The sequence below is a fragment of the Pseudomonas sp. TE3644 genome (assembly GCF_056278815.1).
Genome location: NZ_JBWBQF010000001.1, coordinates 5,384,111 through 5,405,855 on the forward strand (window position 1 = coordinate 5,384,111; position 21,745 = coordinate 5,405,855).

Annotated in this window: 24 protein-coding genes; 11 read left to right on the forward strand and 13 right to left on the reverse strand. The window is 63.4% G+C overall.

Annotated features, from left to right (window positions below):
* Positions 1 to 5 precede the first annotated feature (5 nt).
* From mlaD to ACZ9GA_RS23800, 3 genes are read right to left on the reverse strand one after another with little or no spacing between them, the layout of a single operon-like run.
* Positions 6 to 473 carry an outer membrane lipid asymmetry maintenance protein MlaD gene (gene mlaD / locus ACZ9GA_RS23790; protein ID WP_457360381.1) on the reverse strand — a complete coding sequence of 156 codons (468 nt, stop codon included), beginning with the start codon at positions 471 to 473 and terminating at the stop codon, positions 6 to 8.
* Entirely contained in the window at positions 473 to 1,270 is a 798-nt protein-coding gene (gene mlaE / locus ACZ9GA_RS23795; protein WP_027976823.1) for a lipid asymmetry maintenance ABC transporter permease subunit MlaE, read from the reverse strand. The genes mlaD and mlaE overlap by 1 nt, the downstream gene beginning before the upstream one ends.
* On the reverse strand, positions 1,270 to 2,079 hold the full coding sequence (locus ACZ9GA_RS23800; protein ID WP_457360379.1) for an ATP-binding cassette domain-containing protein: 810 nt from the start codon (positions 2,077 to 2,079) through the stop codon (positions 1,270 to 1,272). The genes mlaE and ACZ9GA_RS23800 overlap by 1 nt, the downstream gene beginning before the upstream one ends.
* A 231-nt stretch (positions 2,080 to 2,310) precedes the next feature.
* Here ACZ9GA_RS23800 and ACZ9GA_RS23805 point away from each other — a divergent pair, with 231 nt between their 5' ends.
* From ACZ9GA_RS23805 to ACZ9GA_RS23850, 10 genes are all read left to right on the forward strand, one after another.
* A complete protein-coding gene (locus ACZ9GA_RS23805) occupies positions 2,311 to 3,285 on the forward strand; it encodes a KpsF/GutQ family sugar-phosphate isomerase (RefSeq protein WP_457360377.1) in 975 nt (324 codons plus the stop codon).
* A complete protein-coding gene (locus tag ACZ9GA_RS23810) occupies positions 3,285 to 3,809 on the forward strand; it encodes a KdsC family phosphatase (protein WP_027976820.1) in 525 nt (174 codons plus the stop codon). The genes ACZ9GA_RS23805 and ACZ9GA_RS23810 overlap by 1 nt, the downstream gene beginning before the upstream one ends.
* A gap of 8 nt (positions 3,810 to 3,817) precedes the next feature.
* The gene (gene lptC / locus ACZ9GA_RS23815; protein ID WP_457360375.1) at positions 3,818 to 4,390 is read left to right on the forward strand and encodes an LPS export ABC transporter periplasmic protein LptC; all 573 of its coding nucleotides are present in this window, start codon (positions 3,818 to 3,820) and stop codon (positions 4,388 to 4,390) included.
* On the forward strand, positions 4,377 to 4,916 hold the full coding sequence (lptA, locus tag ACZ9GA_RS23820; RefSeq protein WP_027976818.1) for a lipopolysaccharide transport periplasmic protein LptA: 540 nt from the start codon (positions 4,377 to 4,379) through the stop codon (positions 4,914 to 4,916). Before lptC ends, lptA begins: the two co-directional genes overlap by 14 nt.
* Positions 4,916 to 5,641 carry an LPS export ABC transporter ATP-binding protein gene (gene lptB / locus ACZ9GA_RS23825; protein ID WP_027976817.1) on the forward strand — a complete coding sequence of 242 codons (726 nt, stop codon included), beginning with the start codon at positions 4,916 to 4,918 and terminating at the stop codon, positions 5,639 to 5,641. The genes lptA and lptB overlap by 1 nt, the downstream gene beginning before the upstream one ends.
* 192 nt (positions 5,642 to 5,833) lie before the next feature.
* The gene (locus tag ACZ9GA_RS23830; protein ID WP_457360372.1) at positions 5,834 to 7,330 is read left to right on the forward strand and encodes an RNA polymerase factor sigma-54; all 1,497 of its coding nucleotides are present in this window, start codon (positions 5,834 to 5,836) and stop codon (positions 7,328 to 7,330) included.
* Between the two features lie 113 nt (positions 7,331 to 7,443).
* On the forward strand, positions 7,444 to 7,752 hold the full coding sequence (hpf, locus tag ACZ9GA_RS23835; RefSeq protein WP_008365312.1) for a ribosome hibernation-promoting factor, HPF/YfiA family: 309 nt from the start codon (positions 7,444 to 7,446) through the stop codon (positions 7,750 to 7,752).
* A 12-nt stretch (positions 7,753 to 7,764) separates the two neighbouring features.
* Positions 7,765 to 8,229, forward strand: a complete 465-nt coding sequence (ptsN, locus tag ACZ9GA_RS23840) for a PTS IIA-like nitrogen regulatory protein PtsN (protein ID WP_457360370.1) — start codon at positions 7,765 to 7,767, stop codon at positions 8,227 to 8,229.
* Positions 8,230 to 8,231: 2 nt separating this feature from the next.
* Positions 8,232 to 9,089 (forward strand): RNase adapter RapZ, encoded by an 858-nt coding sequence (rapZ, locus tag ACZ9GA_RS23845; protein ID WP_027976814.1) that lies wholly within the window; start codon positions 8,232 to 8,234, stop codon positions 9,087 to 9,089.
* 16 nt (positions 9,090 to 9,105) lie between these two features.
* Positions 9,106 to 9,381: an HPr family phosphocarrier protein gene (locus ACZ9GA_RS23850; RefSeq protein ID WP_457360368.1), complete on the forward strand. Its 276-nt coding sequence runs from the start codon at positions 9,106 to 9,108 to the stop codon at positions 9,379 to 9,381.
* A gap of 157 nt (positions 9,382 to 9,538) precedes the next feature.
* On the opposite strand, the gene ACZ9GA_RS23855 is transcribed toward ACZ9GA_RS23850, so the two are convergent.
* The 7 genes from ACZ9GA_RS23855 to pmbA form a co-directional block, all read right to left on the reverse strand.
* Entirely contained in the window at positions 9,539 to 9,844 is a 306-nt protein-coding gene (locus tag ACZ9GA_RS23855; RefSeq protein ID WP_457360366.1) for a helix-turn-helix domain-containing protein, read from the reverse strand.
* The gene (locus ACZ9GA_RS23860; protein ID WP_457360364.1) at positions 9,837 to 10,202 is read right to left on the reverse strand and encodes a type II toxin-antitoxin system RelE/ParE family toxin; all 366 of its coding nucleotides are present in this window, start codon (positions 10,200 to 10,202) and stop codon (positions 9,837 to 9,839) included. Before ACZ9GA_RS23860 ends, ACZ9GA_RS23855 begins: the two co-directional genes overlap by 8 nt.
* 254 nt (positions 10,203 to 10,456) lie before the next feature.
* The gene (locus tag ACZ9GA_RS23865; RefSeq protein ID WP_457360362.1) at positions 10,457 to 11,068 is read right to left on the reverse strand and encodes a superoxide dismutase; all 612 of its coding nucleotides are present in this window, start codon (positions 11,066 to 11,068) and stop codon (positions 10,457 to 10,459) included.
* A gap of 2 nt (positions 11,069 to 11,070) precedes the next feature.
* On the reverse strand, positions 11,071 to 11,502 hold the full coding sequence (locus ACZ9GA_RS23870; RefSeq protein WP_457360360.1) for a hypothetical protein: 432 nt from the start codon (positions 11,500 to 11,502) through the stop codon (positions 11,071 to 11,073).
* Positions 11,503 to 11,530: 28 nt separating this feature from the next.
* A complete protein-coding gene (locus tag ACZ9GA_RS23875; RefSeq protein ID WP_457360358.1) occupies positions 11,531 to 12,907 on the reverse strand; it encodes a class II fumarate hydratase in 1,377 nt (458 codons plus the stop codon).
* Positions 12,900 to 13,295: a FagA protein gene (locus ACZ9GA_RS23880; RefSeq protein WP_457360356.1), complete on the reverse strand. Its 396-nt coding sequence runs from the start codon at positions 13,293 to 13,295 to the stop codon at positions 12,900 to 12,902. The genes ACZ9GA_RS23875 and ACZ9GA_RS23880 overlap by 8 nt, the downstream gene beginning before the upstream one ends.
* 217 nt (positions 13,296 to 13,512) lie before the next feature.
* Positions 13,513 to 14,859 (reverse strand): metalloprotease PmbA, encoded by a 1,347-nt coding sequence (pmbA, locus tag ACZ9GA_RS23885; RefSeq protein WP_027976809.1) that lies wholly within the window; start codon positions 14,857 to 14,859, stop codon positions 13,513 to 13,515.
* 109 nt (positions 14,860 to 14,968) lie between these two features.
* On the opposite strand from pmbA, the gene yjgA reads away from it, so the two are divergent.
* Positions 14,969 to 15,490 carry a ribosome biogenesis factor YjgA gene (gene yjgA, locus ACZ9GA_RS23890; protein ID WP_457360353.1) on the forward strand — a complete coding sequence of 174 codons (522 nt, stop codon included), beginning with the start codon at positions 14,969 to 14,971 and terminating at the stop codon, positions 15,488 to 15,490.
* Between the two features lie 102 nt (positions 15,491 to 15,592).
* On the opposite strand, the gene tldD is transcribed toward yjgA, so the two are convergent.
* From tldD to ACZ9GA_RS23905, 3 genes are read right to left on the reverse strand one after another with little or no spacing between them, the layout of a single operon-like run.
* Positions 15,593 to 17,035, reverse strand: coding sequence for a metalloprotease TldD (gene tldD / locus ACZ9GA_RS23895; protein WP_027976807.1), 1,443 nt, complete (start codon positions 17,033 to 17,035; stop codon positions 15,593 to 15,595).
* Positions 17,036 to 17,037: 2 nt separating this feature from the next.
* The gene (locus tag ACZ9GA_RS23900; protein WP_457360351.1) at positions 17,038 to 17,889 is read right to left on the reverse strand and encodes a carbon-nitrogen hydrolase family protein; all 852 of its coding nucleotides are present in this window, start codon (positions 17,887 to 17,889) and stop codon (positions 17,038 to 17,040) included.
* Between the two features lie 15 nt (positions 17,890 to 17,904).
* Positions 17,905 to 21,720, reverse strand: coding sequence for a YhdP family protein (locus ACZ9GA_RS23905; RefSeq protein ID WP_457360349.1), 3,816 nt, complete (start codon positions 21,718 to 21,720; stop codon positions 17,905 to 17,907).
* Between the last annotated feature and the right edge of the window lie 25 nt (positions 21,721 to 21,745).

Consider the following 21,745-nt stretch of genomic DNA (forward strand, 5'->3'; position numbering starts at 1 on the left):
ACTCCTCATTTGGCGTCTTTGCTAACGGTATTGAGCAGGAATTTGCCGATCAGATCTTCCAGTACAAGGGACGACTGGGTGTCGTGAATGGTTCCGCCATCCTTGAGCAGGGTGTCTTCACCCCCCACGCTCAGGCCGATGTACTTCTCGCCCAGCAGGCCCGCAGTGAGAATAGAAGCCGTGGAGTCGGTCGGCAGGTTATTCACGTTCTTGTCGATCTGCATGGTGACGCGACCGGTGAAATTGTCACGATCCAGGTCGATGGCGGTGACCTTGCCAACGGTGACACCGGCCATGGTGACCTTGGCGCGCACGGTCAGGCCGGCGATGTTATCGAAGTAGGCGTAAAGCTTGTAGGTGTCATTGGCGGAACTGGTCGACAGACCACTGACGCGAAGAGCCAGCAGAATCAACGCCAGTATCCCGGCCAGCAGAAACATGCCGACACCGACTTCCAGGGTGCGGTTTTGCATCAGAAATCTCCAAACATCAAAGCGGTCAGAATAAAGTCCAGGCCCAGGATGGCCAGCGAGGCGTACACCACGGTCTTGGTGGTGGCGCGGCTGATGCCCTCTGAAGTGGGCTCGCAGTCGTAGCCCTGGAATACGGCGATCCACGTCACGACAAAAGCGAACACGATGCTTTTGATCACGCCGTTGATGACGTCGTCGGTGAAGTTGACACTGTTCTGCATGTTGGCCCAGAACGAGCCGTCATACACGCCCAGCCAGTCGATGGCCACCCAGGAGCCGCCCCAGATACCCACGACACTGAAGATGATGGCCAGGATAGGCAAGGAGATGAAACCTGCCCACAGGCGCGGCGCCGCGATGTACTTCAGCGGGTCGACGCCGATCATTTCCAGGCTGGACAGTTGCTCGGTGGATTTCATGTTGCCGATTTCGGCCGTCAGCGCCGAACCCGCACGGCCGGCGAACAGCAGCGCGGTAACCACCGGCCCCAGTTCGCGCAGCAACGTCAGGGCAACCATCTGCCCCACCGCCTGCTCCGAGCCGTACTTGGTGAGGATGCTGAAACCCTGCAGGGCCAGCACCATGCCAATGAACATGCCGGACACGACGATGATCAGCAGCGACATCACGCCGACCGAATACAGTTGCTTGACCAGCAGTTGAAAACCGCCGCCCACACCGCGGCGGCCGACCAGTGCATGCATCAGGAACAGCCCGGAGCGCCCCAGCACCGCCACCATGTCGATGGCCGCGCGGCCAAACAGGCGAATGCGTTCCAGTAGTGATTTCTTGCGCATCAGCGCGTCCCCAGAAGATCGGCGCGGTAGTCCGGCGCCGGAAAATGGAAAGGTACCGGCCCATCGGGGTCGCCTTTCATGAATTGACGGATGCGCGGGTTATCGGCTGCCATCAGCTCCTGTGGCGTGCCCTGCCCCAGCACCTGGCCATCACCCACCACATAGATGTAGTCGGCGATGCTGGCGGTTTCGGCGAGGTCATGGGACACCACGATGCTGGTAATGCCCAGCGCGTCATTGAGCAGGCGGATGAGCCGCACCAGCACGCCCATGGCGATGGGGTCCTGGCCGACGAAAGGTTCGTCGTACATCAGGATCTGCGGGTCCATGGCGATGGCCCGCGCCAATGCCACGCGACGTTTCATGCCACCGGACAGCTCGTCGGGCATCAGCTCCACCGCACCGCGCAGGCCCACGGCCTGCAGTTTGAGCAGCACGATGTCGCGAATCATCTCTTCGGGCAGGTCGGTGTGCACGCGCAGCGGGAACGCGACGTTCTCGAACACGTCGAGGTCGGTGAACAGGGCGCCGCTCTGGAACAGCACGCCCATGTGCTTGCGGGCGTCGAACAGATCACTACGCGACAGGGTCGGCAGGTTCTGGCCATTGACCCAGACTTCGCCGCCGCTGGGGCGCAACTGTGCACCCATCAGGCGCAGCAGCGTGGTCTTGCCGCACCCGGAAGGCCCCATGATACCGGTGACCTTGCCGCGTGGAATGCGGATATCGACATTGTTGAAAATACTCCGCGAACCGCGCTTGAAGGAGACGCCCTTCAGCTCGACCGCGTAGTCATTATCGGCACTCATCTAAACTCCTTGCGATGCAGCCCATCCTCGGACGCTTCCCCCCGTCACGAAGACACGCGCGCTTCTGGCGGGCCAACTGGCGGCGAACTATATCACCCCTGACACACGCGCCCCAAGGCTGTTGCATGGACGGTTCGGCAACAAGACATTTAAAGGATGACGATCGAAGGTGAGGGTTTCCACCAATACAGCTATAATCGCCGCCTTTTCATCAGGCAATACGTTTTCGACATGAGCCAATCCAGCGACCTGATCCAATCTGCACACCGCACCATCCGCCTGGAACTCGAGGCGGTTGAGGGCGTGCTGGCCCATATCAACGCCGATTTCGTCCGCGCCTGCGAGATGATCCTGGCCAGCAAGGGCCGCGTCGTCGTGGTGGGCATGGGCAAGTCAGGGCACATCGGCAACAAGATCGCCGCCACCCTGGCCAGCACCGGCACCACGGCCTTTTTCGTGCACCCGGCCGAGGCCAGCCACGGCGACATGGGCATGATCACCCGTGACGACATCATCCTGGCCTTGTCGAACTCCGGTTCCACCGCCGAGATCGTCACCCTGCTGCCGCTGATCAAGCGCCTGGGCATCCAGATGATCAGCCTCACCGGCAACCCGGATTCGCCCCTGGCCAAGGCCGCCGAGGTCAACCTCGACGCCAGCGTTGCCCAGGAAGCCTGCCCGTTGAACCTGGCGCCCACCTCCTCCACCACGGCTGCGCTGGTGATGGGCGACGCCCTGGCCATCGCCCTGCTGGAGGCCCGCGGTTTCACCGCCGAAGACTTCGCCTTCTCGCACCCCGGTGGCGCGCTGGGCCGCCGGCTGCTGCTCAAGGTCGAAAACGTGATGCATTCGGGCGACGAGTTGCCGCGGGTCAAGCGTGGCACGCTGCTCAAGGAAGCCCTGATGGAAATGACCCGCAAGGGCCTGGGCATGACCGTGGTGGAAGAAGACGACGGCACACTGGCCGGGATCTTCACCGACGGCGACCTGCGCCGCACGCTGGACCGCACCATCGACGTGCACAGCGCACGCATCGAAGAAGTGATGACGCCCCACGGCAAGACTGCCCGCGCCGAGATGCTGGCCGCCGAGGCCCTGAAAATCATGGAAGACCACAAGATCAGCGCGCTGGTGGTGGTCGACAAGCAGGATCGCCCCGTGGGCGCCCTGAACATGCACGACCTGTTGCGTGCGGGAGTAATGTAATGACCCAGGACCTGCTGCAACGCGGCCAGGCCGTGAAACTGGCCGTCTTCGACGTGGACGGTGTGCTGACTGACGGCCGCCTGTACTTCTGTGAAGACGGCAGCGAGATCAAGACCTTCAGCACCCTGGATGGTCAAGGCATCAAGATGCTGATCAACTCGGGCGTGGCCACGGCAATCATTACCGGGCGCAAAAACCCGATCGTCGAGCGCCGGGCCAAAAGCCTGGGCATTGCCCACCTTTACCAGGGCCGCGAAGACAAATTGGTGGCCTTGGACGACCTTCTGGCACAACTGGGCCTAAGCTATGAACAGGTAGCCTACCTGGGCGACGACCTGCCGGACCTGGCGCCCATCCGCCGCGTCGGCCTGGGCATGGCCGTGGCCAACGCCGTGCCTTTCGTGCGCGAACATGCCGACGGCGTGACCCAGGCGCGTGGTGGCGAAGGCGCTGCCCGCGAGTTCTGCGAACTGATCCTGCGCGCCCAAGGCAACCTGGAAGCGGCCCTGGCCGCCTATTTATAGAGTTTCCCATGCCGAGCAAAAAACTGCGCAATCTCTTGCTGTTCTGTGTCGTCGTGGCGATCTTCGTCTCGGTCGGCTACTGGAACATCAACCCTGACACCTTCCTCGAGAAGCCGGCTGCGGCTATCGACGATAGTGCCATCGACTATTACGCCATCAATGCCCACAGTGTGCAGTACCTGCCTGACGGCGGCGTGCAATACCGCATGACGGCGGACAAGGTCGAGCACATGCAGGCCAGCCAGATCACCAAGGTGACCAACCCGGACATGAACCTGTACCGCGGCACGGTCTACCCCTGGCACGTCACCAGCGACCACGGCGAGGTCAACCCGGACGGCACCCAGGTCGAATTGATCGACAACGTCCGCATTGCCCGCACCGACCAGAAAAACCGGCCTACGCTGATCACCAGCACGCGCATGACGGTATTCCCCCAACAGCAATATGCGCAGACAGACCGAGACGTTAGAATCGACGGCGCCGGTGGCGTCTCTACGGGCAAGGGCATGAAAGCATATTTGAAAGACAGCAAGATCAACTTGCTGTCCAACGTAAGAGGATTGTATGAGGCTCGTTAATACCCTTCCTTTATTGCTCACCCTGGGCACGGCACTGGGAAGCGCGAGCGCCTGGGCACTGCCGACCGACCGTGATCAGCCTATCCACATCCAGTCCGACGACGCTCAACTGGATGACAAGCAGGGCGTGGCCACCTACAAGGGCAATGTCATCATTACCCAGGGCACCATGAAGATCACCGGCAACACCGTGACCATCACCCGCAACGCGCAAGGCGACGTCGACGTGTTCACGTCGGTGGGCAACCTGGCGTACTACGAGCAGAAACCGGCCATCGACAAGCCGATCGTGCAGGGTTACGGCAAGACCATCCAGTACTTCTCGGCGCAGAACCGCATCATCCTGATCGACCAGGCCAAGGTGGTGAATGACGGCAACACGTCCGAAGGCGAGAAGATCGTCTACGACACCGTCAAGCAGGTGGTCAACGCCGGCCGCGCCACGGGCGCCAAGGTCACGCCACGGCCACGGATCGACATGGTCATCCAGCCCAAAAGCAAAACCGACCAGCAGCAGGGCAAGTAATGGCTATTCTCAAAGCCCAGCACCTGGCCAAGGCCTACAAGGGCCGGCAGGTTGTGCGGGATGTCAGCATCTCCATCGAAAGTGGGCAGATCGTCGGCTTGCTGGGGCCTAACGGCGCCGGCAAGACCACCTGTTTCTACATGATCGTGGGCCTGGTGCGCGCCGATCAGGGCCGCGTGCTGATCGACGACCTGGACGTCAGCCACCAGCCCATGCACGGCCGCGCGCTGTCGGGCATCGGCTACCTGCCGCAGGAAGCCTCGATCTTCCGCAAGCTGTCGGTGTCGGACAACATCATGGCCATCCTGGAAACCCGCAAGGAACTGGACAAGGCCGGCCGCGTGAAGGAGCTGGAAAGCCTGCTGCAGGAATTCCACATCACCCACATCCGCGACAACCTGGGCATGAGCCTGTCCGGTGGCGAACGCCGCCGGGTGGAAATCGCCCGTGCGCTGGCCACCGCGCCCAAGTTCATCCTGCTGGACGAACCGTTCGCCGGTGTCGACCCGATCTCGGTCGGTGACATCAAGCAGATCATCCACCACCTCAAGAACAAGGGCATCGGCGTATTGATCACCGACCACAACGTTCGCGAGACGCTGGACATCTGCGAAACCGCTTACATCGTCAACGATGGCCAGCTGATCGCCGAAGGCGACGCTGAAACCATCCTGGCAAACCAACTGGTGAAAGAGGTTTACCTCGGTCACGAGTTCCGCCTGTAACAGGCGAGGTGTTGGCTGGTTGCCTGGGCGTGCCGCAACTTTTTTAACCCCATTGGGGGTTTTATTGCGGCATCGCTCTAGGCAAACACTTCGGTTTCAGGCATATAATTTGCTTACGACAAAAGCCGAAAGCCTCGGCGCCCTGTAGTGGATGGCGCTCTGCGCCGGCGAATAAGGTGTTAAGCCCCTGCCATGAAACCATCGCTCGTCCTAAGAATGGGCCAGCAACTGACGATGACACCGCAGTTGCAACAGGCCATCCGCCTCCTCCAGCTCTCCACACTGGACCTCCAACAGGAGATTCAAGAGGCCCTGGAATCCAACCCGATGCTCGAGCGCCAGGAAGAAGGCGACGACTTCGACAACAGTGACCCCATGGCCGACAAGGCCGAACAGCAGGTCACGCCGGAAATCCAGGAACCGAGTTACCAGGAAACCTCGGCACCCACCGTCGACAACCTCGAGGACGGTGAATGGAGCGAACGCATTCCCAACGAGCTTCCCGTGGACACCGCGTGGGAAGACATCTACCAGACCAGCGCCAGCAGCCTGCCCAGCAACGATGACGACGAATGGGACTTCACCACCCGCACGTCGGCCGGCGAGAGCCTGCAAAGCCATCTGCTGTGGCAACTCAACCTGGCGCCCATGTCCGATACCGATCGCCTGATCGCGGTCACCCTGATCGATTGCATCAACAACCAGGGATACCTGGACGAGACCCTGCAGGAAATCTGCGACTCGTTCGACCCGGAACTGGACATCGAGCTCGACGAAGTCGAAGCCGTGCTGCACCGCATCCAGCAATTCGAGCCAGCCGGCATCGGTGCCCGCGACCTCAGCGAGTGCCTGCTGCTGCAACTGCGCCAGATGCACGCCAAGACCCCTTGGCTGGCCGAAGCGCAGCGCCTGGTGGCCGACTACATCGACCTGCTGGGCAGCCGTGACTACAGCCAGCTGATGCGCCGCATGAAGCTCAAGGAAGACGAGCTGCGCCAGATCATCGAACTGGTGCAAAGCCTCAACCCGCGCCCCGGCTCGCAGATCGAGTCCAGCGAGGCCGAGTACGTGGTGCCCGACGTGATCGTGCGCAAGGACAGCGACCGCTGGCTGGTGGAGCTGAACCAGGAAGCGGTGCCGCGCCTGCGCGTCAACCCGCAGTACGCAGGCTTCGTTCGCCGTGCCGATACCAGCGCCGACAACACCTTCATGCGCAACCAGTTGCAGGAAGCCCGCTGGTTCATCAAGAGCCTGCAAAGCCGCAACGAAACCCTGATGAAAGTCGCCAGCCAGATCGTCGAGCACCAGCGTGGTTTCCTCGACTACGGCGACGAAGCCATGAAGCCGCTGGTGCTGCACGACATCGCCGAAGCGGTGGGCATGCACGAGTCGACCATTTCGCGGGTAACCACCCAGAAATACATGCACACCCCTCGCGGCATCTACGAGCTGAAATACTTTTTTTCCAGCCACGTCAGCACCTCCGAGGGCGGTGAATGCTCGTCCACGGCGATCCGCGCGATCATCAAGAAACTGGTTGCGGCCGAAAATCAGAAAAAGCCATTGAGTGACAGCAAGATCGCTGGTTTACTGGAGGCACAAGGCATCCAGGTCGCCCGCCGCACTGTCGCCAAGTACCGCGAATCCCTCGGGATCGCCCCTTCGAGCGAACGCAAGCGGCTGATGTGATCCTCCTGGCAGCGTCAAGGCGCTGCCAGTGGGCGTACCGGATGTGCCACAGCGTTCCAGTGGCAGGTTATCCAACCTGTCTCTTTATGCACTGGCAATAAGGAGAAAGCGGTATGCAAGTCAACATCAGTGGACATCAACTGGTTGTGACCGACGCCATGCGCACTTACATCGGTGAGAAACTCGACCGATTGGAGCGCCATTTCGACAAGATAACCAACGTGCAGGTCATCATGGAGGTCGAGAAGCTGAAACAGAAAATCGAGGCCACCCTGCGCGTACCCGGCGGTGAGGTAGTGGCCAACGCGGAACATGACGACATGTACGCGGCCATCGACCTGCTGACCGACAAGCTTGATCGCCAACTCAAAAAGCATAAGGAAAAACAGCAGAGTCTGCTGCAAGGCGCGACTGCCCGCTGACACTCCCCACCCATGATCCGACTTGAACACATCCTGACCCCCGGCCGTTCCCTCGTGAACGTGCCGGGCGGCAGCAAGAAAAAAGTACTCGAACACATCGCCAACCTGATCGCCCGGGAGGTTCCGGGCCTTGAGATGCAGGTGGTGTTCGACAGCCTGATCGCCCGCGAAAAACTGGGCTCGACGGGCTTTGGCAACGGTATTGCCATCCCCCATTGCCGCCTGGCCGGCTGCGCCACGCCGATCAGCGCCCTGCTGCACCTGGAGAACAAGATCGACTACGACGCCATCGATGGCGCTCCGGTTGACCTGGTCTTCGTGCTCCTGGTACCCCAGGAAGCCACCAACGAACACCTGGCCCTGCTGAGCCAGATCGCCGGCATGCTCGACCGCGCCGACGTGCGTGAGCGCCTGCGTTCTGCGTCCAGCAGCGAAGCCCTCTATCAAGTGGTTCTGGACGAACAGAAAGGTCATTGACCATGCGCCTGATCATCGTCAGCGGCCGCTCCGGCTCAGGCAAAAGCACTGCGCTGGACGTGCTGGAAGACAACGGTTTCTATTGCATCGACAACCTGCCCGCCGGGCTGCTGCCGGAGCTGGCCGAACGGGCCTTGATCCGTACCGAACTGGCGCAGCCGCTGGTGGCCGTGTCGATCGACGCCCGCAACCTGCCCAGTGACCTGTCGCAGTTCCCGCAGTTGCTGCAGCAAGCCCGCGACAAGCACATCCAATGCGATGTGCTGTACCTGGACGCGGACGAGGAAACCCTGCTCAAGCGCTTCTCGGAGACCCGTCGCCGCCACCCGCTGAGCACGGCCAACCGCTCGCTGGCCGAGGCCATTCGGGTGGAGACCAACCTGCTCAGCCCGATCGCCGACTTGGCTGACCTGAAGATCAATACCACTCATCTGAATCTGTACCAGCTGCGCGACTCGCTCAAGCTGCGGCTGCTGAACAAGCCGGAGCCTGGCACCGCGTTCCTGGTGGAGTCCTTTGGCTTCAAGCGTGGCATGCCGGTGGACGCCGACCTGGTGTTCGACGTGCGCTGCCTGCCCAACCCCTACTGGAAGCCTGAACTTCGCGACCATTCGGGGCTCGAACAGCCCGTCATCGATTACCTGGCTGCCCAGCCGGACGTCGAGGAGATGTACCAGGACATCGCCACCTACCTGCAGAAATGGCTGCCGCGCTTCGCCGCCAGCAACCGTGCCTACGTCACCATTGCCATCGGCTGCACCGGCGGGCACCATCGTTCGGTCTACCTGACCGAACGGCTGGGCCAGGCGCTGCAGCAGACGCTCAAGAATGTCCAGGTTCGCCACCGCGACCTCAGTTGAAAGGATCCCCATCGCGATGCCTGCTCGTGAAATCGAAATCATCAACAAGCTTGGCCTGCACGCCCGTGCCGCGGCCAAGTTCGTCGGCGTTGCCGGCAAATTCCCCGACTGCCAGGTGCGCATTGGTCGCAACTCGCAAAGCCTGATCGACGGCAAGAGCATCATGGCCGTCATGATGCTGGCGGCCGGCAAGGGCACCCAAGTGCACCTGCAAACCGAGGGCGCGCAACAGGACGAAGCCATGGCGGCGATCGTCGAGCTGATCAACAACAAGTTCGACGAAGGCGAATGACCGCCCTGCCCCACCCAACAAAAAGCCCGGCCAAAGTGCCGGGCTTTTTGTTGGATGCATGGAGCCGCTGCCGCAGGCTGCGCTGGCCCTGGGCCTCACTGACAATCTCCAGCGCATTCAAGGGCCAGCGCAGCCTGGCGGCAGCGGCTACATGCTGTCAGTTGGCGAAGTTCTCGATTTTTACCTGGCCTTCGGGAAATGTCGCGATGATGTCCAACTCGCCTCCCATTGCTCGAATGTAGTTGCGCAAGGTGCTGATATACATGTCGGTACGACGCTCCATCTTGGAAATGGCCGCCTGATTGACCTGCAAGGTCTGCGCTAGTGCTGCCTGGCTCATTGCCTTTGCCTGGCGAAGCTCATGCAGCGGCATTTCTCGCAGATGCTGCTGGAAAAGTGCTTCCGCATTCGCTCGCGATTGCGTCGACATTGCCGCTTCCAGCTCGGAAAATTGCTTAGCCATCGTTCAAACCCTCCTCTCGAAGATTTTCAAGGTGCTCGTCGTAAAGGCGTTCTGCCAGAGGGACAGATGTCCGATACCACCGCTCATTTCCCTTCTTGTTCCCACCTAACAGCAATAGCGCGGTGCGTCGTGGATCGAACGCATAGAGCACCCGAAGGGGTTGTCCCTTGTGCTGAACGCGAAGTTCGCGAAGGTTTCCACGGCGTGATCCCTGAATGTTGCTGCTATGGGGAAACCCAAGCGCCGGTCCCAGCGACTTAAGCAACTTGACGCTTGCGAGTACAGATTCCTGTTCACCGCTATTGAGCGCCCGCCACCAGTCACCGAATGTATCGGTGTACTCGACATCCCAATCCATATCTTATTATTCCTCCGATGGAATATAACCACAAGGGAATAATCGCACTCCAAGCGATACAGGGACGAGGATTCAAAGGTGAGATTTCGTTACAGCCGTAGCCGCCGCTTGGCGGCAGCGGCTACAGATGGCGGGGCGCCTCTAGAGGGGAGCGAAGCGGGCCATGGCTTCGGCGACGATGATCGCCGCGCCCGCCAACAGCAGGGCCGTGCCCAGGATCAGGCGCAGCCGGGTGAAGAACAACCGCCGATTCATCAGGCCACGGCTGCCCGGTAGCGTCGCTCTACTTCAGCCCAGTTGACCACGTTGTAGAAGGCATTGATGTATTCGGGACGACGGTTCTGGTACTTGAGGTAGTAGGCGTGTTCCCACACGTCCAGGCCCAGGATTGGCGTGTTGCCATGCATCAGCGGGCTGTCCTGGTTGCCGCTGCTTTCCACTACCAGGGTCTTTTGCGGGGTTACGCTCAGCCAGGCCCAGCCGCTGCCGAAGCGCGTCAGTGCGGCCTTGGTGAAGGCGTCCTTGAAGGCGTCGAAGCCGCCCAGCTGCTTGTCGATGGCCTCGGCCACGCTACCCTGCGGCTGACCGCCGGCATTGGGCGCCATGACTTCCCAGAACAGTGAGTGGTTGGCGTGGCCGCCACCCTGGTTGATCACGGCCGCGTGCAGTTTCTCGGGCAGTTGCTTGACCGCGCCCACCAGCTTCTCGATCGGCCATTCGGCGTACTCGGTCCCCTCGACGGCCGCGTTGAGGTTGTTGATGTAGGTCTGGTGGTGCTTAGTGTGGTGGATCTCCATGGTGGGCGCATCCAGGTGCGGTTCCAGGGCATCGTAGGCGTAAGGCAGTGCAGGCAAGGTATAAGGCATTGTCAGTGAACTCCGTAATGGGGGGCCGCATGGCCCCGTGGCTCCTGGCCAAACAACAGCCGGCTGGTACGCGGGTATTCGCCGTGCTCGCTGATGAAGGCCAGCAGCTCGGCGTAGGTCTTGCTGCTGTGGCGCAGCGCGGCTTCGCGCAGCGCGGGCGTAAGGCGCGCGTCCTGGGCGGCCTGCAACAGGCGCTGGTGGATGGCGCACAGGTACTCGGCGCTTTCCTCCGGTTGCGACAGGCGCAGGTGCAGGTCAGCCAGGTTGTGGTGGGAAATCACGCACGCTGCCACCGCTTCGTCGACATCCGACCAGCGTTCGAACAGCACCTGGGCCAGCGCGAGGGCTTGCAGGTACAGCTCCCGCGCATCCACCAGTTCACCGCGGGCAAAGCAGGCGTTGGCCATTTCAATGGTGCGTTTCCAGTGCTGCATGGTGTGTCTCCGAAACGATGAAAGCGGCTCAGATGCCGCCAGCGGTGAGCTTTTCCGGGTCCAGCAGGGTTTCCAGCTGGCTACGCGACAGGTCCGTGTGCTCCAGCGCCACGTCGATGATCGGGCGGCCTTCCTTGTAGGCGGTCTTGGCGATTTCGGCGGCCTTCTGGTAGCCGATGATCGGGTTCAGCGCCGTGACCAGGATCGGGTTGCGCGACAGCGCTTCCTTGAGCTTGGCTTCGTTGACCTTGAAGGTCGCAATGGCCTTGTCCGCCAGCAGGCGGCTGGCGTTGGCCATCAGCCCGATGCTCGACAGCAGGTTCTGCGCCACGATGGGCAGCATCACGTTGAGCTCGAAGTTGCCCGACTGGCCAGCGATGGCGATGGTGGTGTCGTTGCCGATGACCTGGGCGGCGACCATGGCGGTGGCTTCCGGGATGACCGGGTTGACCTTGCCGGGCATGATCGAGGAGCCCGGTTGCAGGCCTTCCAGCTCAATCTCGCCGAGGCCGGCCAGTGGGCCGGAATTCATCCAGCGCAGGTCGTTGGCGATTTTCATCAGCGACACGGCGGCGCCTTTCAGCTGGCCGGACACGGCCACGGCGGTGTCCTGGGAGCCGATCAGGGCAAACAGGTTCTGGCCCTGGGTGAACTCCACGCCGGTCAGCAGGCTGAGTTGGTGGCTGAAGCGCCCCGCGAATTGCGGGTGAGCATTGATACCAGTGCCCACCGCTGTACCGCCCTGGGCCAGGGATTGCAGGCTTGGCAGCAGGCCACGCAGGTGGGCAATGTTGGCGCGGATCTGCGCCGACCAGCCGTTGAGCACCTGGCTCATGCGCACCGGCATGGCGTCCATCAGGTGGGTACGGCCGGTCTTGACGTAGGCATGCACCTGCTCGGCCTTGCGCTCGATCACCTGCACCAGGTGCTCCAGCGCCGGCAGCAGTTGCTCGTGCAGGGCCAAGGCGGCGCTGACGTGGATGGTGGTGGGGATGATGTCGTTGCTGCTCTGCCCGCAGTTCACGTGATCGTTGGGGTTGACCGCTGCGCCCAGGCCACGGGTAGCCAAGGTAGCGATCACTTCGTTGGCGTTCATGTTGGAGCTGGTGCCCGAACCGGTCTGGAAGATATCCACCGGGAAGTGCTGCATGAAGTCGCCAGCCAGCAGCTCCTGGCAGGCCTTGACGATGGCCTCGCCCTGGGCTGCGCTGATCTGCTCAAGCTCGACGTTGGCCTTGGCCGCAGCGGCCTTGGCCAGCACCAGGGCGCGGATGAATTGCGCCGGCATGCGTTGCTGGCTGATCGGGAAGTTGTTCACCGCGCGCTGGGTCTGGGCACCGTACAGGGCCGCCTCCGGCACCTGCAGTTCGCCCATGCTGTCACGCTCGATTCGGGTATTACTCATCGGAATGTCCTTGCAGCAGATCGGAAAAGGAAATCGATGGCAGCAGCGTGCACACGGCCAGTTGCCGCCCGTGCTGATGCCACAGTTGCAGGTGTTCGGCGTTGCGCGCCGCCAGGCGCATGTCGCGCAGGGGGCGGTAGGCCTGGTCCAGGCACAGGCAGCGCCAGTGCCACGGCAGCGCCGGGTCGGTGGCGGTGTCCAGCAGCAGGCGGAAACAGGTACGCGCCACCGTCCAGGCCGAGGTAGCGCCACAACTGATCAGGAAACGGCCTTCGGCCATGTAGTCTTCGATGATGCGCGGGTCGTTCGGCGTCAATGCGCAGCGGATTTGCCGGCTTAACCAGCGCCAGTTTTCCAGGTAGGACTGCTCTTGAACGGCGGACTTCATCGACGCGGCCTCATAGCGATAATGATATTTATTATTAATTGATATTGAGAATCAAAACAAGGGATAACAAAAAAGGCGTGTCGCCTGGGGGGCGACACGCCTTTTTTGTGGATGCCGATGTAGCCGCTGCCGTCAGGCTGCGCTGGCCATCGTGTTCACTGGGGATTTACAGTGAGGCACAGGGCCAGCGCAGCCTGGCGGCAGCGGCTACAGGAGATCAGCTGCCGGCTACAGTCATACGCTCAATCAGCACAGACCCCGTACGCACATTGCTGCGCAACTCCAAATCGCTGCCAACGGCCACGATCTGGCGGAACATGTCCTTCATGTTGCCGGCAATGGTCACTTCCTGCACCGGGAACTGGATCTCGCCATTCTCGACCCAGAAACCCGCCGCGCCGCGCGAATAATCGCCCGTCACCATGTTCAACCCATGGCCCATCAGCTCGGTCACAAGCAAGCCGCGGCCCATCTGTTTGATCAGCGCGGCCTGGTCCTGGTCGCCATGGGTGACGAACAGGTTATGCACGCCACCGGCGTTGGCGGTGCTGGGCATGCCCAGCTTGCGGCCCGAGTAGGTGCTCAGTACATACGAGACCAGACGGCCGTTTTCGACGAACGGTTTGGCGTAGGTGGCTAGGCCGTCACCGTCGAACGCGGCGCTGCCCAGCGCGCGTTGCAGGTGCGGGCGCTCGTCCAGGGTCAGCCACTCGGGGAACAGGGTCTGGCCCATGGCGCCTTCCAGGAACGACGACTTGCGGTACAGGTTGCCGCCGCTGACTGCCGACAGGAAGCTGCCGAACAAACCACCGGCCAGTTCGGCGCTGAACAGCACCGGCACTTCGCAGGTCGGCACCGGGCGCGCGCCCAGGCGACCGGCGGCACGTTGGGCGGCACGCTGGCCGATCACCGCCGGGTCCAGCAGCAGTTCGCCCTGGCGGTTCACGTCATACCAGTAGTCGCGCTGCATCTGGCCGTCGGCCTCAGCGATCATTACGCAGCTCAGGCTGTGACGGGTCGAGGCGTAGCCACCGATGAAGCCGTGGCTGTTACCGTACACACGGCAGCCCTGGTGGCTGCTGAGGGTGGTGCCGTCGGCATTGAGGATGCGCGGGTCGGCATCGAACGCAGCGGCCTCACAGGCCAGCGCGCGTTCGATGGCCTGCTCGGGGCTGATGTCCCAGGCGTGGTAAAGGTCGAAGTCCGGCAGGTCGCGGGCCATCAGGGCGGCGTCGGCCAGGCCCGAGGCCTCGTCTTCCGAGGTGTGCTTGGCGATGGCCAGGGCGGCGGCCACGGTTTCGCGAATGGCATCCGGGCCGCTGGCCGAGGTGCTGGCCGAACCCTTGCGCTGGCCCACGTACAGGGTAATGCCGAAACCCTGGTCGCGGTTGAACTCCACGGTTTCCACTTCGCGCTGGCGCACCGAGGTCGACAGGCCCTGCTCCAGCGACACCGCCACTTCACAGGCGCTGGCACCCTGGCGCTTGGCTTCGGCGACGATCTGCTCAACCTGTTCCTGCAGGGCCGGCAGTGCCGCGGGACCGACGCTTTGAATTGCGTTCATGGTGTTCTCCACTCAAAATCTGCTGTCATCAGGGGGTCAAGCTACGACCGGGCCGGACAAGCGGCCCCTGACTGGTTATCATGGCGGCGTTTATTAGCGGACTGCCCCCATGGTTGATTCTTACGACGACTCCCTCGACGAGGGAAAAAGCAAAACTCAGGTCAAACGCGAGCTGCACGCGCTGGTCGATCTGGGCGAACGCCTGACCACACTCAAGGCCGATATTGTGGCCAAACTGCCCCTGACCGACGGTTTGCGCCGTGCCCTGGCCGATGCGCCGAAGCACACCGCCAATATCGCTCGCAAGCGGCACATCCTGTTCATCGGCCGCCTGATGCGTGACCAGGACACTGACGCGATCCTGCAATTGCTCGATCAACTCGATGCCTCCACTCGCCAGTACAACGAGCGTTTCCACAATCTGGAGCGCTGGCGCGACCGCTTGGTCTCGGGTACTGACGAGGTTCTGGAGAAATTCGTCAGTGAATACCCTGACGCCGACCGCCAGCACCTGCGCCAGCTGATCCGCCAGGCCCAGCACGAGACCGCGCAGAACAAACCGCCAGCGGCCACGCGTAAAATCTTCAAGTACATCCGCGAGCTGGACGAGACTCAGCGCGGTTTGCGCTGATAGCAGGTTTGGCCAGTGTGTGGCCTTCCCGAGCTTCGCTCGGTCCCACAGGGTTTATGCAGGCCTGTGTGGGACCGGGCGGAGCTCGGGAAAAGGCCCCCGCTATGCCCCTGTCCCACCCACGGTAATCGCATCAATCTTCAGCGTCGGCTGGCCAACACCCACCGGCACCGACTGCCCATCCTTGCCGCACGTGCCCACGCCGCTGTCCAGCGACAGGTCATTACCCACCATCGATACCTTGCTCATGGCCTCAGGGCCATTGCCGATCAACGTCGCGCCCTTGACCGGGGCAGTGATCTTGCCGTCTTCGATCAGGTACGCTTCGCTGGTGGAGAACACGAACTTGCCGCTGGTGATGTCCACCTGGCCACCGCCCAGGTTGGCGCAGTAGATACCGCGCTTCACCGAGGCGATGATTTCTGCCGGGTCGCTCTGGCCGCCCAGCATGTAGGTGTTGGTCATGCGCGGCATCGGCAGGTGCGCGTAGGACTCGCGGCGACCGTTGCCGGTGGCCGCCATGCCCATCAGGCGGGCGTTGAGCTTGTCCTGCATGTAACCGGTGAGCACGCCATTCTCGATCAGCGTGGTGCACTGGGTGGGGGTGCCTTCGTCGTCCACGCTCAGCGAGCCGCGGCGGCCCGCCAGGGTGCCGTCGTCGACGATGGTGCACAGCTTGGACGCCACCATCTCGCCCAGGCGGCCGCTGTAGTTGGAGCTGCCCTTGCGGTTGAAGTCGCCTTCCAGGCCGTGGCCCACGGCTTCGTGCAGCAGCACGCCGGACCAGCCCGAACCCAATACCACCGGCAAGGTGCCCGCTGGCGCCGGGATGGCCTCCAGGTTCACCAGCGCCTGGCGCAGGGCCTCGCGGGCGTAGCCCATGGCGCGGTCGTCCTGCAGGAAGTAGCGGTAGTCGGTACGCCCGCCGCCGCCATGGCCGCCGCGCTCGCGACGGCCGTTCTGCTCGACGATGACGCTGACGTTGAAACGCACCAGCGGACGGATGTCAGCGGCCAGGCTGCCATCGGCAGCGGCCACCAGAATGCGTTCCCACACGCCGGCCATGCTCACGCTGACCTGCTGGATACGAGGGTCCAGGGCACGGGTGGCGACGTCGATGCGCTTGAGCAGCTCGACCTTCTCGGCACGGCTCAGCACGTCCAGGGGGTTGTCAGGCGCGTACAACTGGGCCACGTCCTGGCTGCTGAACGCCTGCACGCGGCCGTTCTGGCCGGCGCGGGAGATCGAGCGGGCCGCACGGGCGGCCTGCAGCAGGGCGTCCTGGTTGATGGTGTTGCTGTAGGCGAAACCGGTCTTCTCGCCGGACTGGGCACGCACGCCCACGCCCTGGTCGAGGTTGAAACTGCCTTCCTTGACGATGCCGTCTTCCAGCGACCAGGACTCGGAAATCTGCCCCTGGAAATACAGGTCGGCAGCGTCGATGCCTGGCCCCGCGAGCTCGCCCAGCACCGATTGCAGGCTGTCCAGGGTCAAGCCGCCGGGGCTCAGCAGGTGTTCGCTGACGGTGGATAACATCTCGCTCATAATCACTCCGCGATAGACGCAGGCCGCGTGGCGCCCTGCGAGAAAAAGCGCCGGTGACTGGACACCGGCATCCGCGCCCTGATGGACGCCTGTTCGCTGCTGTCCCGTTCGGCCAGCAGCACGGCTTCGCCTTGATCCTGTTCGGCGACGATGCGCCCCCACGGATCGACGATGGCCGCGTGCCCGTAGGTCTCGCGCGGCCCTGGATGGGTTCCGCCCTGGGCCGCCGCCAGGACATAGCATTGGGTTTCAATGGCGCGGGCGCGGATCAGCACTTCCCAGTGCGCCGCCCCCGTTACCGCCGTAAAAGCCGAGGGCGCGGTAATCAGTTCGGCCCCCGCCTTGCGCAATTCGCTGTACAGCTCGGGGAAGCGCAGGTCGTAACACACGGTCAGTCCCAGGCGCCCCACCGGCGTGTCGGCCACCACCACCTCCTGCCCATGAGCATAGTCGTCCGACTCACGGTAGCGGCCGCGGCTGTCGGCCACGTCCACATCGAACAGGTGCAGCTTGTCGTAGCGCGCCACCTCTTCGCCGCGCGCGTCCACCAGCAGCGAGCAGGCCCGCACCTTGGCGTCGGGTTGCCCCCGGGGCGGCAGCGGCAAGGTGCCGGCCACAATCCATAAGTTGAGGTCGCGGGCGGCCTGTTTCAACCATGGCAGGATCGGGCCCCGACCAAGGGCTTCATTGCGACCGATATCGGCGCTGTCACGACGGCCCAGGGCAGAGAAGTTTTCCGGCAGCACCGCCAGCTTCGCGCCACCGGCAGCGGCTTGCTCCAACAGGCGTCGGGCGCTGGCCAGGTTGGCGAGCACGTCGCTCTGGCTGACCATTTGAATCACTGCCACCGTCATGACCGGCTCCTGCTGTCAGTTGGACTTCTGAAAAGGCTTGTCGAAGGTAATCTTAGGCTCTTTCCACGGCCCTTCGACCTTGTATTGCACGCTGGCGAAGCGGGCCACGCGGTCACCCAGCAGCTTGTCCACCAGGAACAGCGCGCCGCCCACGGCCGGCGCGCCTACCAGCAACGCGGCGATCGGCAGGTTGGTGGTCAGCGGCAAGGTCACCAGCAGCTTGGCGTCGACCCGGTCCTGGTTCATGTCCAGGGTGCCATTGAGTTCCAGATTGGTGGACGGGCCGGTCATGGTGATCGGCTCGCGGGTCACGAACACGCCGTTGCTGGCTACCAGCAGGCCCTTGACCTTGTCATAGCTCAAGCCCTTGCCCACCAGGTCCGAGAAGTCCAGACGCAGGCGGCGGCCGATGGAGTTGAAGTTCAGCAGGCCGAACACCCGCAGCGCCTGGGCGCTGCCGTCCACTTCGACGAACTGGCCGTGGTTGAGGGTGGCATCCAGGCTGCCGGAGAAGCGCTTGAGCGCCGCCCACGCCGGCGAGCCCGGCCAACTGCCGTCCACGTTCAGCTGGAAGTCCTGGCTGGTGGTGCTGGGCGCGTAGCCCCAGGCCTTGAGGACATCGGCCAGGTTCTTGCCCTTGAGATTGCCCTTCAGCCAGCTGGCCGACGCACCGGGCGCCCCTTCCCAACTGGCGTCGCCCACCAGGCTGATGCCCTTGAGGCCCAGGTCCAGGTCATTGAGGGCGATGCCCTTGCCATTTGGCCGGATCTTCAGCGACCAACCGCCCATCAAGTCGTCACCCTGGTACAGCTTGATGATTTTCACGTCCACGGCGGGGATCTTGCGCGGGTCCACCGAGGCCAGCGGGTCGGGCGCGTTTTCGTCGGTCACGGCCTTGGGATCAGGTGCAGGCAGGCGCACGGTCTGCATGTCGACCAGAATCGGCACGCCCTTGGTGTCCGGCAGGCTGGCGGTGCCGGTAAGCTGCTTGCTGGCCACCGACAGGTTCCAGGCACTGGAGCTGCGGTTGAGCAATACCCGCGCCTGATCCAGGTCGAAACCGAAGCCGGTGATCTTGCCCACCTTCAGGTCGATGCTGTTCAGCGCCTGGCGGGCGCTGCCGCCCGGATCGTCACCGGCGTAGCGGTCCACCTGCGCTTTCCACGGCGTGACGTCGAGGGTATCGAGGCTCCCGCGCACACGCAGGCCCTTCTCGCCGGGCAGCTGCGGTGTGCCGGCGCCCAGCAGCAGTTCGCCACGCCCGTCCGCCAGCTTGCCACCGGGGGCCAGGTAGCTGAGGGTGGCCAGGTCGGCATAGCTGACATCGATGCGACGGTCGGCGCCTTTGAGGTTCATCTGGAACTGGGTGTCGCGGGCGTCGCCAGCGGCCTTGCCAAAGGGGGCCGGCAGATCGATGGCCAGGCCCTTGAGGTCACTCTTGATGTTCAGCTGATTGGTGCCGCCCAGGCTGACTTGCAGCTGATACGGCAAGTCGCCCGAGGCGGGCAGATTGCTGTTCACTTGCAGCCAGTCGGTCAGGCGCTTGAGGGCGATGCTGCCCTTGGCGGTGATCCGGGTCAGCGGGCTGCCAGGCTTGCCCTCGGCGAAGATCTGCGCGCTGACCGGGCGATCGAATGCCTGCACCGCAATGTTCTGCCCACTCAGCCCCTTGTCGTAGTCGAAACGGAAGTTGCCTTTGAGCTGACTCAGGTCCAGCGCCGGCTCCGCGATTTTCAGGGCTGCGCCTTCGGTGTTGAAGTCGACCACCACCTTGGGCTCCTCGCCCTTGACCAGCGGGATGTCGAGATTGAGCTTGCCGTCCAGCGGACCGGTGCCCTGCCACCCGGCGAAGATCGGCCCGGTGCCGATGGGGGCGTCCTGCAGGATCTTGATGCCATCCCCCAGGGAGCCGTCGAAATCGCCCTTCACATACAAGTGTGAATGCTGGTCGGCCGGCACGTGGGGAACGGTGACCACAACGTTGCTGACCTGGGTACCGAGCAACTGGCCCTTGCTGGCCTCGATACGCACGTCGCCGTCCTGGATGAAGACGTCGCCCGCCACCTGCGACAACTCCGGCCAGCCCGGCTGGAACGCCAGGCGGGTGTCGTGCACCTTGAAGTACAGGGTGATGCTGCGTGAGTGGTCGGGGGCGGCATGGCTGAGCGAGCCCTGGTACTGGAAATAGCCCTGGTCCACGGCACCGGCCAGGATAGCCGTGCGCAGCCAGTGGTCCACGGCCGGGCTCAGCACCTGGGGCAGGTATTTGGCGGTGTAGCTGCCATCGCCGTGGGTCAGGCCCACGCGCAGGTCCATGTAGGGCTCGACGTTTTCGTGGAACGGCAGGCGGATCAGGAAGTCGCCGGCGATGTCCCCCTCATCGCCTTTCACCTTCAGGTAGGGGGCGATCAGGGTGAAGCCATCCGGGTTGAGCTTCCAGGTCAGGCGCGCGTTGGCCTGGTGGTAGTCCCACGGGTTGGCGAAGATCGGGTACAGGTGCAGCATGAACTTGTCGGTGGCCAGGCGCAGCTCGCCCTGGCCCAGGTTGCCGTTGATGGCGCCACTCACGCCACCGGCCGCTGGCGCACCATGGGTGGCCTGGAAGCCGACATTGTCGAGGTTGGCGGCAAAGCTCAGGCGCTCGTCGCCCGTGGCCTGGGGGCGATAGTCCAGCAGCACGTTGCGCAGGCCGCCGGTGACCTTCAGCGCATCGACCACCGCGGCGACCTTGTCCGGGATCGGCACCAGGGCGTCGAGCACCGGGGTCACCGGGGTCAGGTCCAGGCGGTCAGCCTGCAGGTGATAGGTTTGCAGGGTGGAATCGGTGGCATCGGACTGACGCAGTTGCAGGTGCGACTCCCAGCGGGTCTTGCCCAGGCTCATGGCCAGGGAGTCCAGCGTCACGTCGTAGCCTGCGCCCGTGCGCTGGAACCAGCCATTGAGGGCCAGGTTGTCGATGCTGATCGGCTTGCGGTCCGCGTAGGCGCCCTTGAACGCCGGGGCATTGAGACGCACGGTGGCACTTTGCAGCGTGCCCTTGCCCCATTGGGCCCACACCTCGCCACCGGCCTTGAGTACGTTGAGCTTCCACTGCTGGGTCAATTGCGGCGGCAGCCAACGTGACCAGTCGCTTTGCGGCAGGCTCAGGTAGGCCTGGCCCTCGGCGTCCTGCCAGTGGGCGGCGTCGATGCGCGTGCGCAGGTTCAGCGCCAGGGGCTGGCCATCGGGCAGGGTCAGGCGCAGGTCCAGGCGCTGGCGGCTGAAGCCGTTGGTCAGGCTGGCGCCCACGTAGGTCAGGGTCATGGGCGCCCGGTCGTAGGGCACCAGGGTCAGCTGGCTGTCGAGCACCGAGACTTTGCTGACCTGTTGCATGCGCGACAGTATCTGCCCCGGGTCCATGGGCCCGTCGCTGTGGGGCATGGGGATACCCTTGAGCGACCACTGGCCGTCCTCGGCCTGCTCGGCGGTCAGCTGCAAGCCACTGACTTCCAGGTGGGCGATGCGCACCGAACGCGTGCGCAGGCTGGCCCACAGGTCGGGCACCACGCGCACCTGGTCCAGGCGCAGGGCGCTGTCGCCCTCGCCCACCGTCACGTCACGGGCCAGCAGGATCGGCGCCAGGCCGCTCCAACGCCCATCCAGGCTGCCGATGGACACCGATTCGCCCAAGGCTTGGGTGGCCTTGTCCTGCACGTCGTAGCGGTATTGATCGACCAGCGGCACCAACTCGCGCCCCAGACTCACATACACAGCGACCAGCACGGACAGCAGCGCACACAACCCCAACCCCCAGCGGGTCAGTGCGCCCAGCACACGGGTCAGACGCTGCATGGGCAAGGCGTCCGGGAACAGGTGG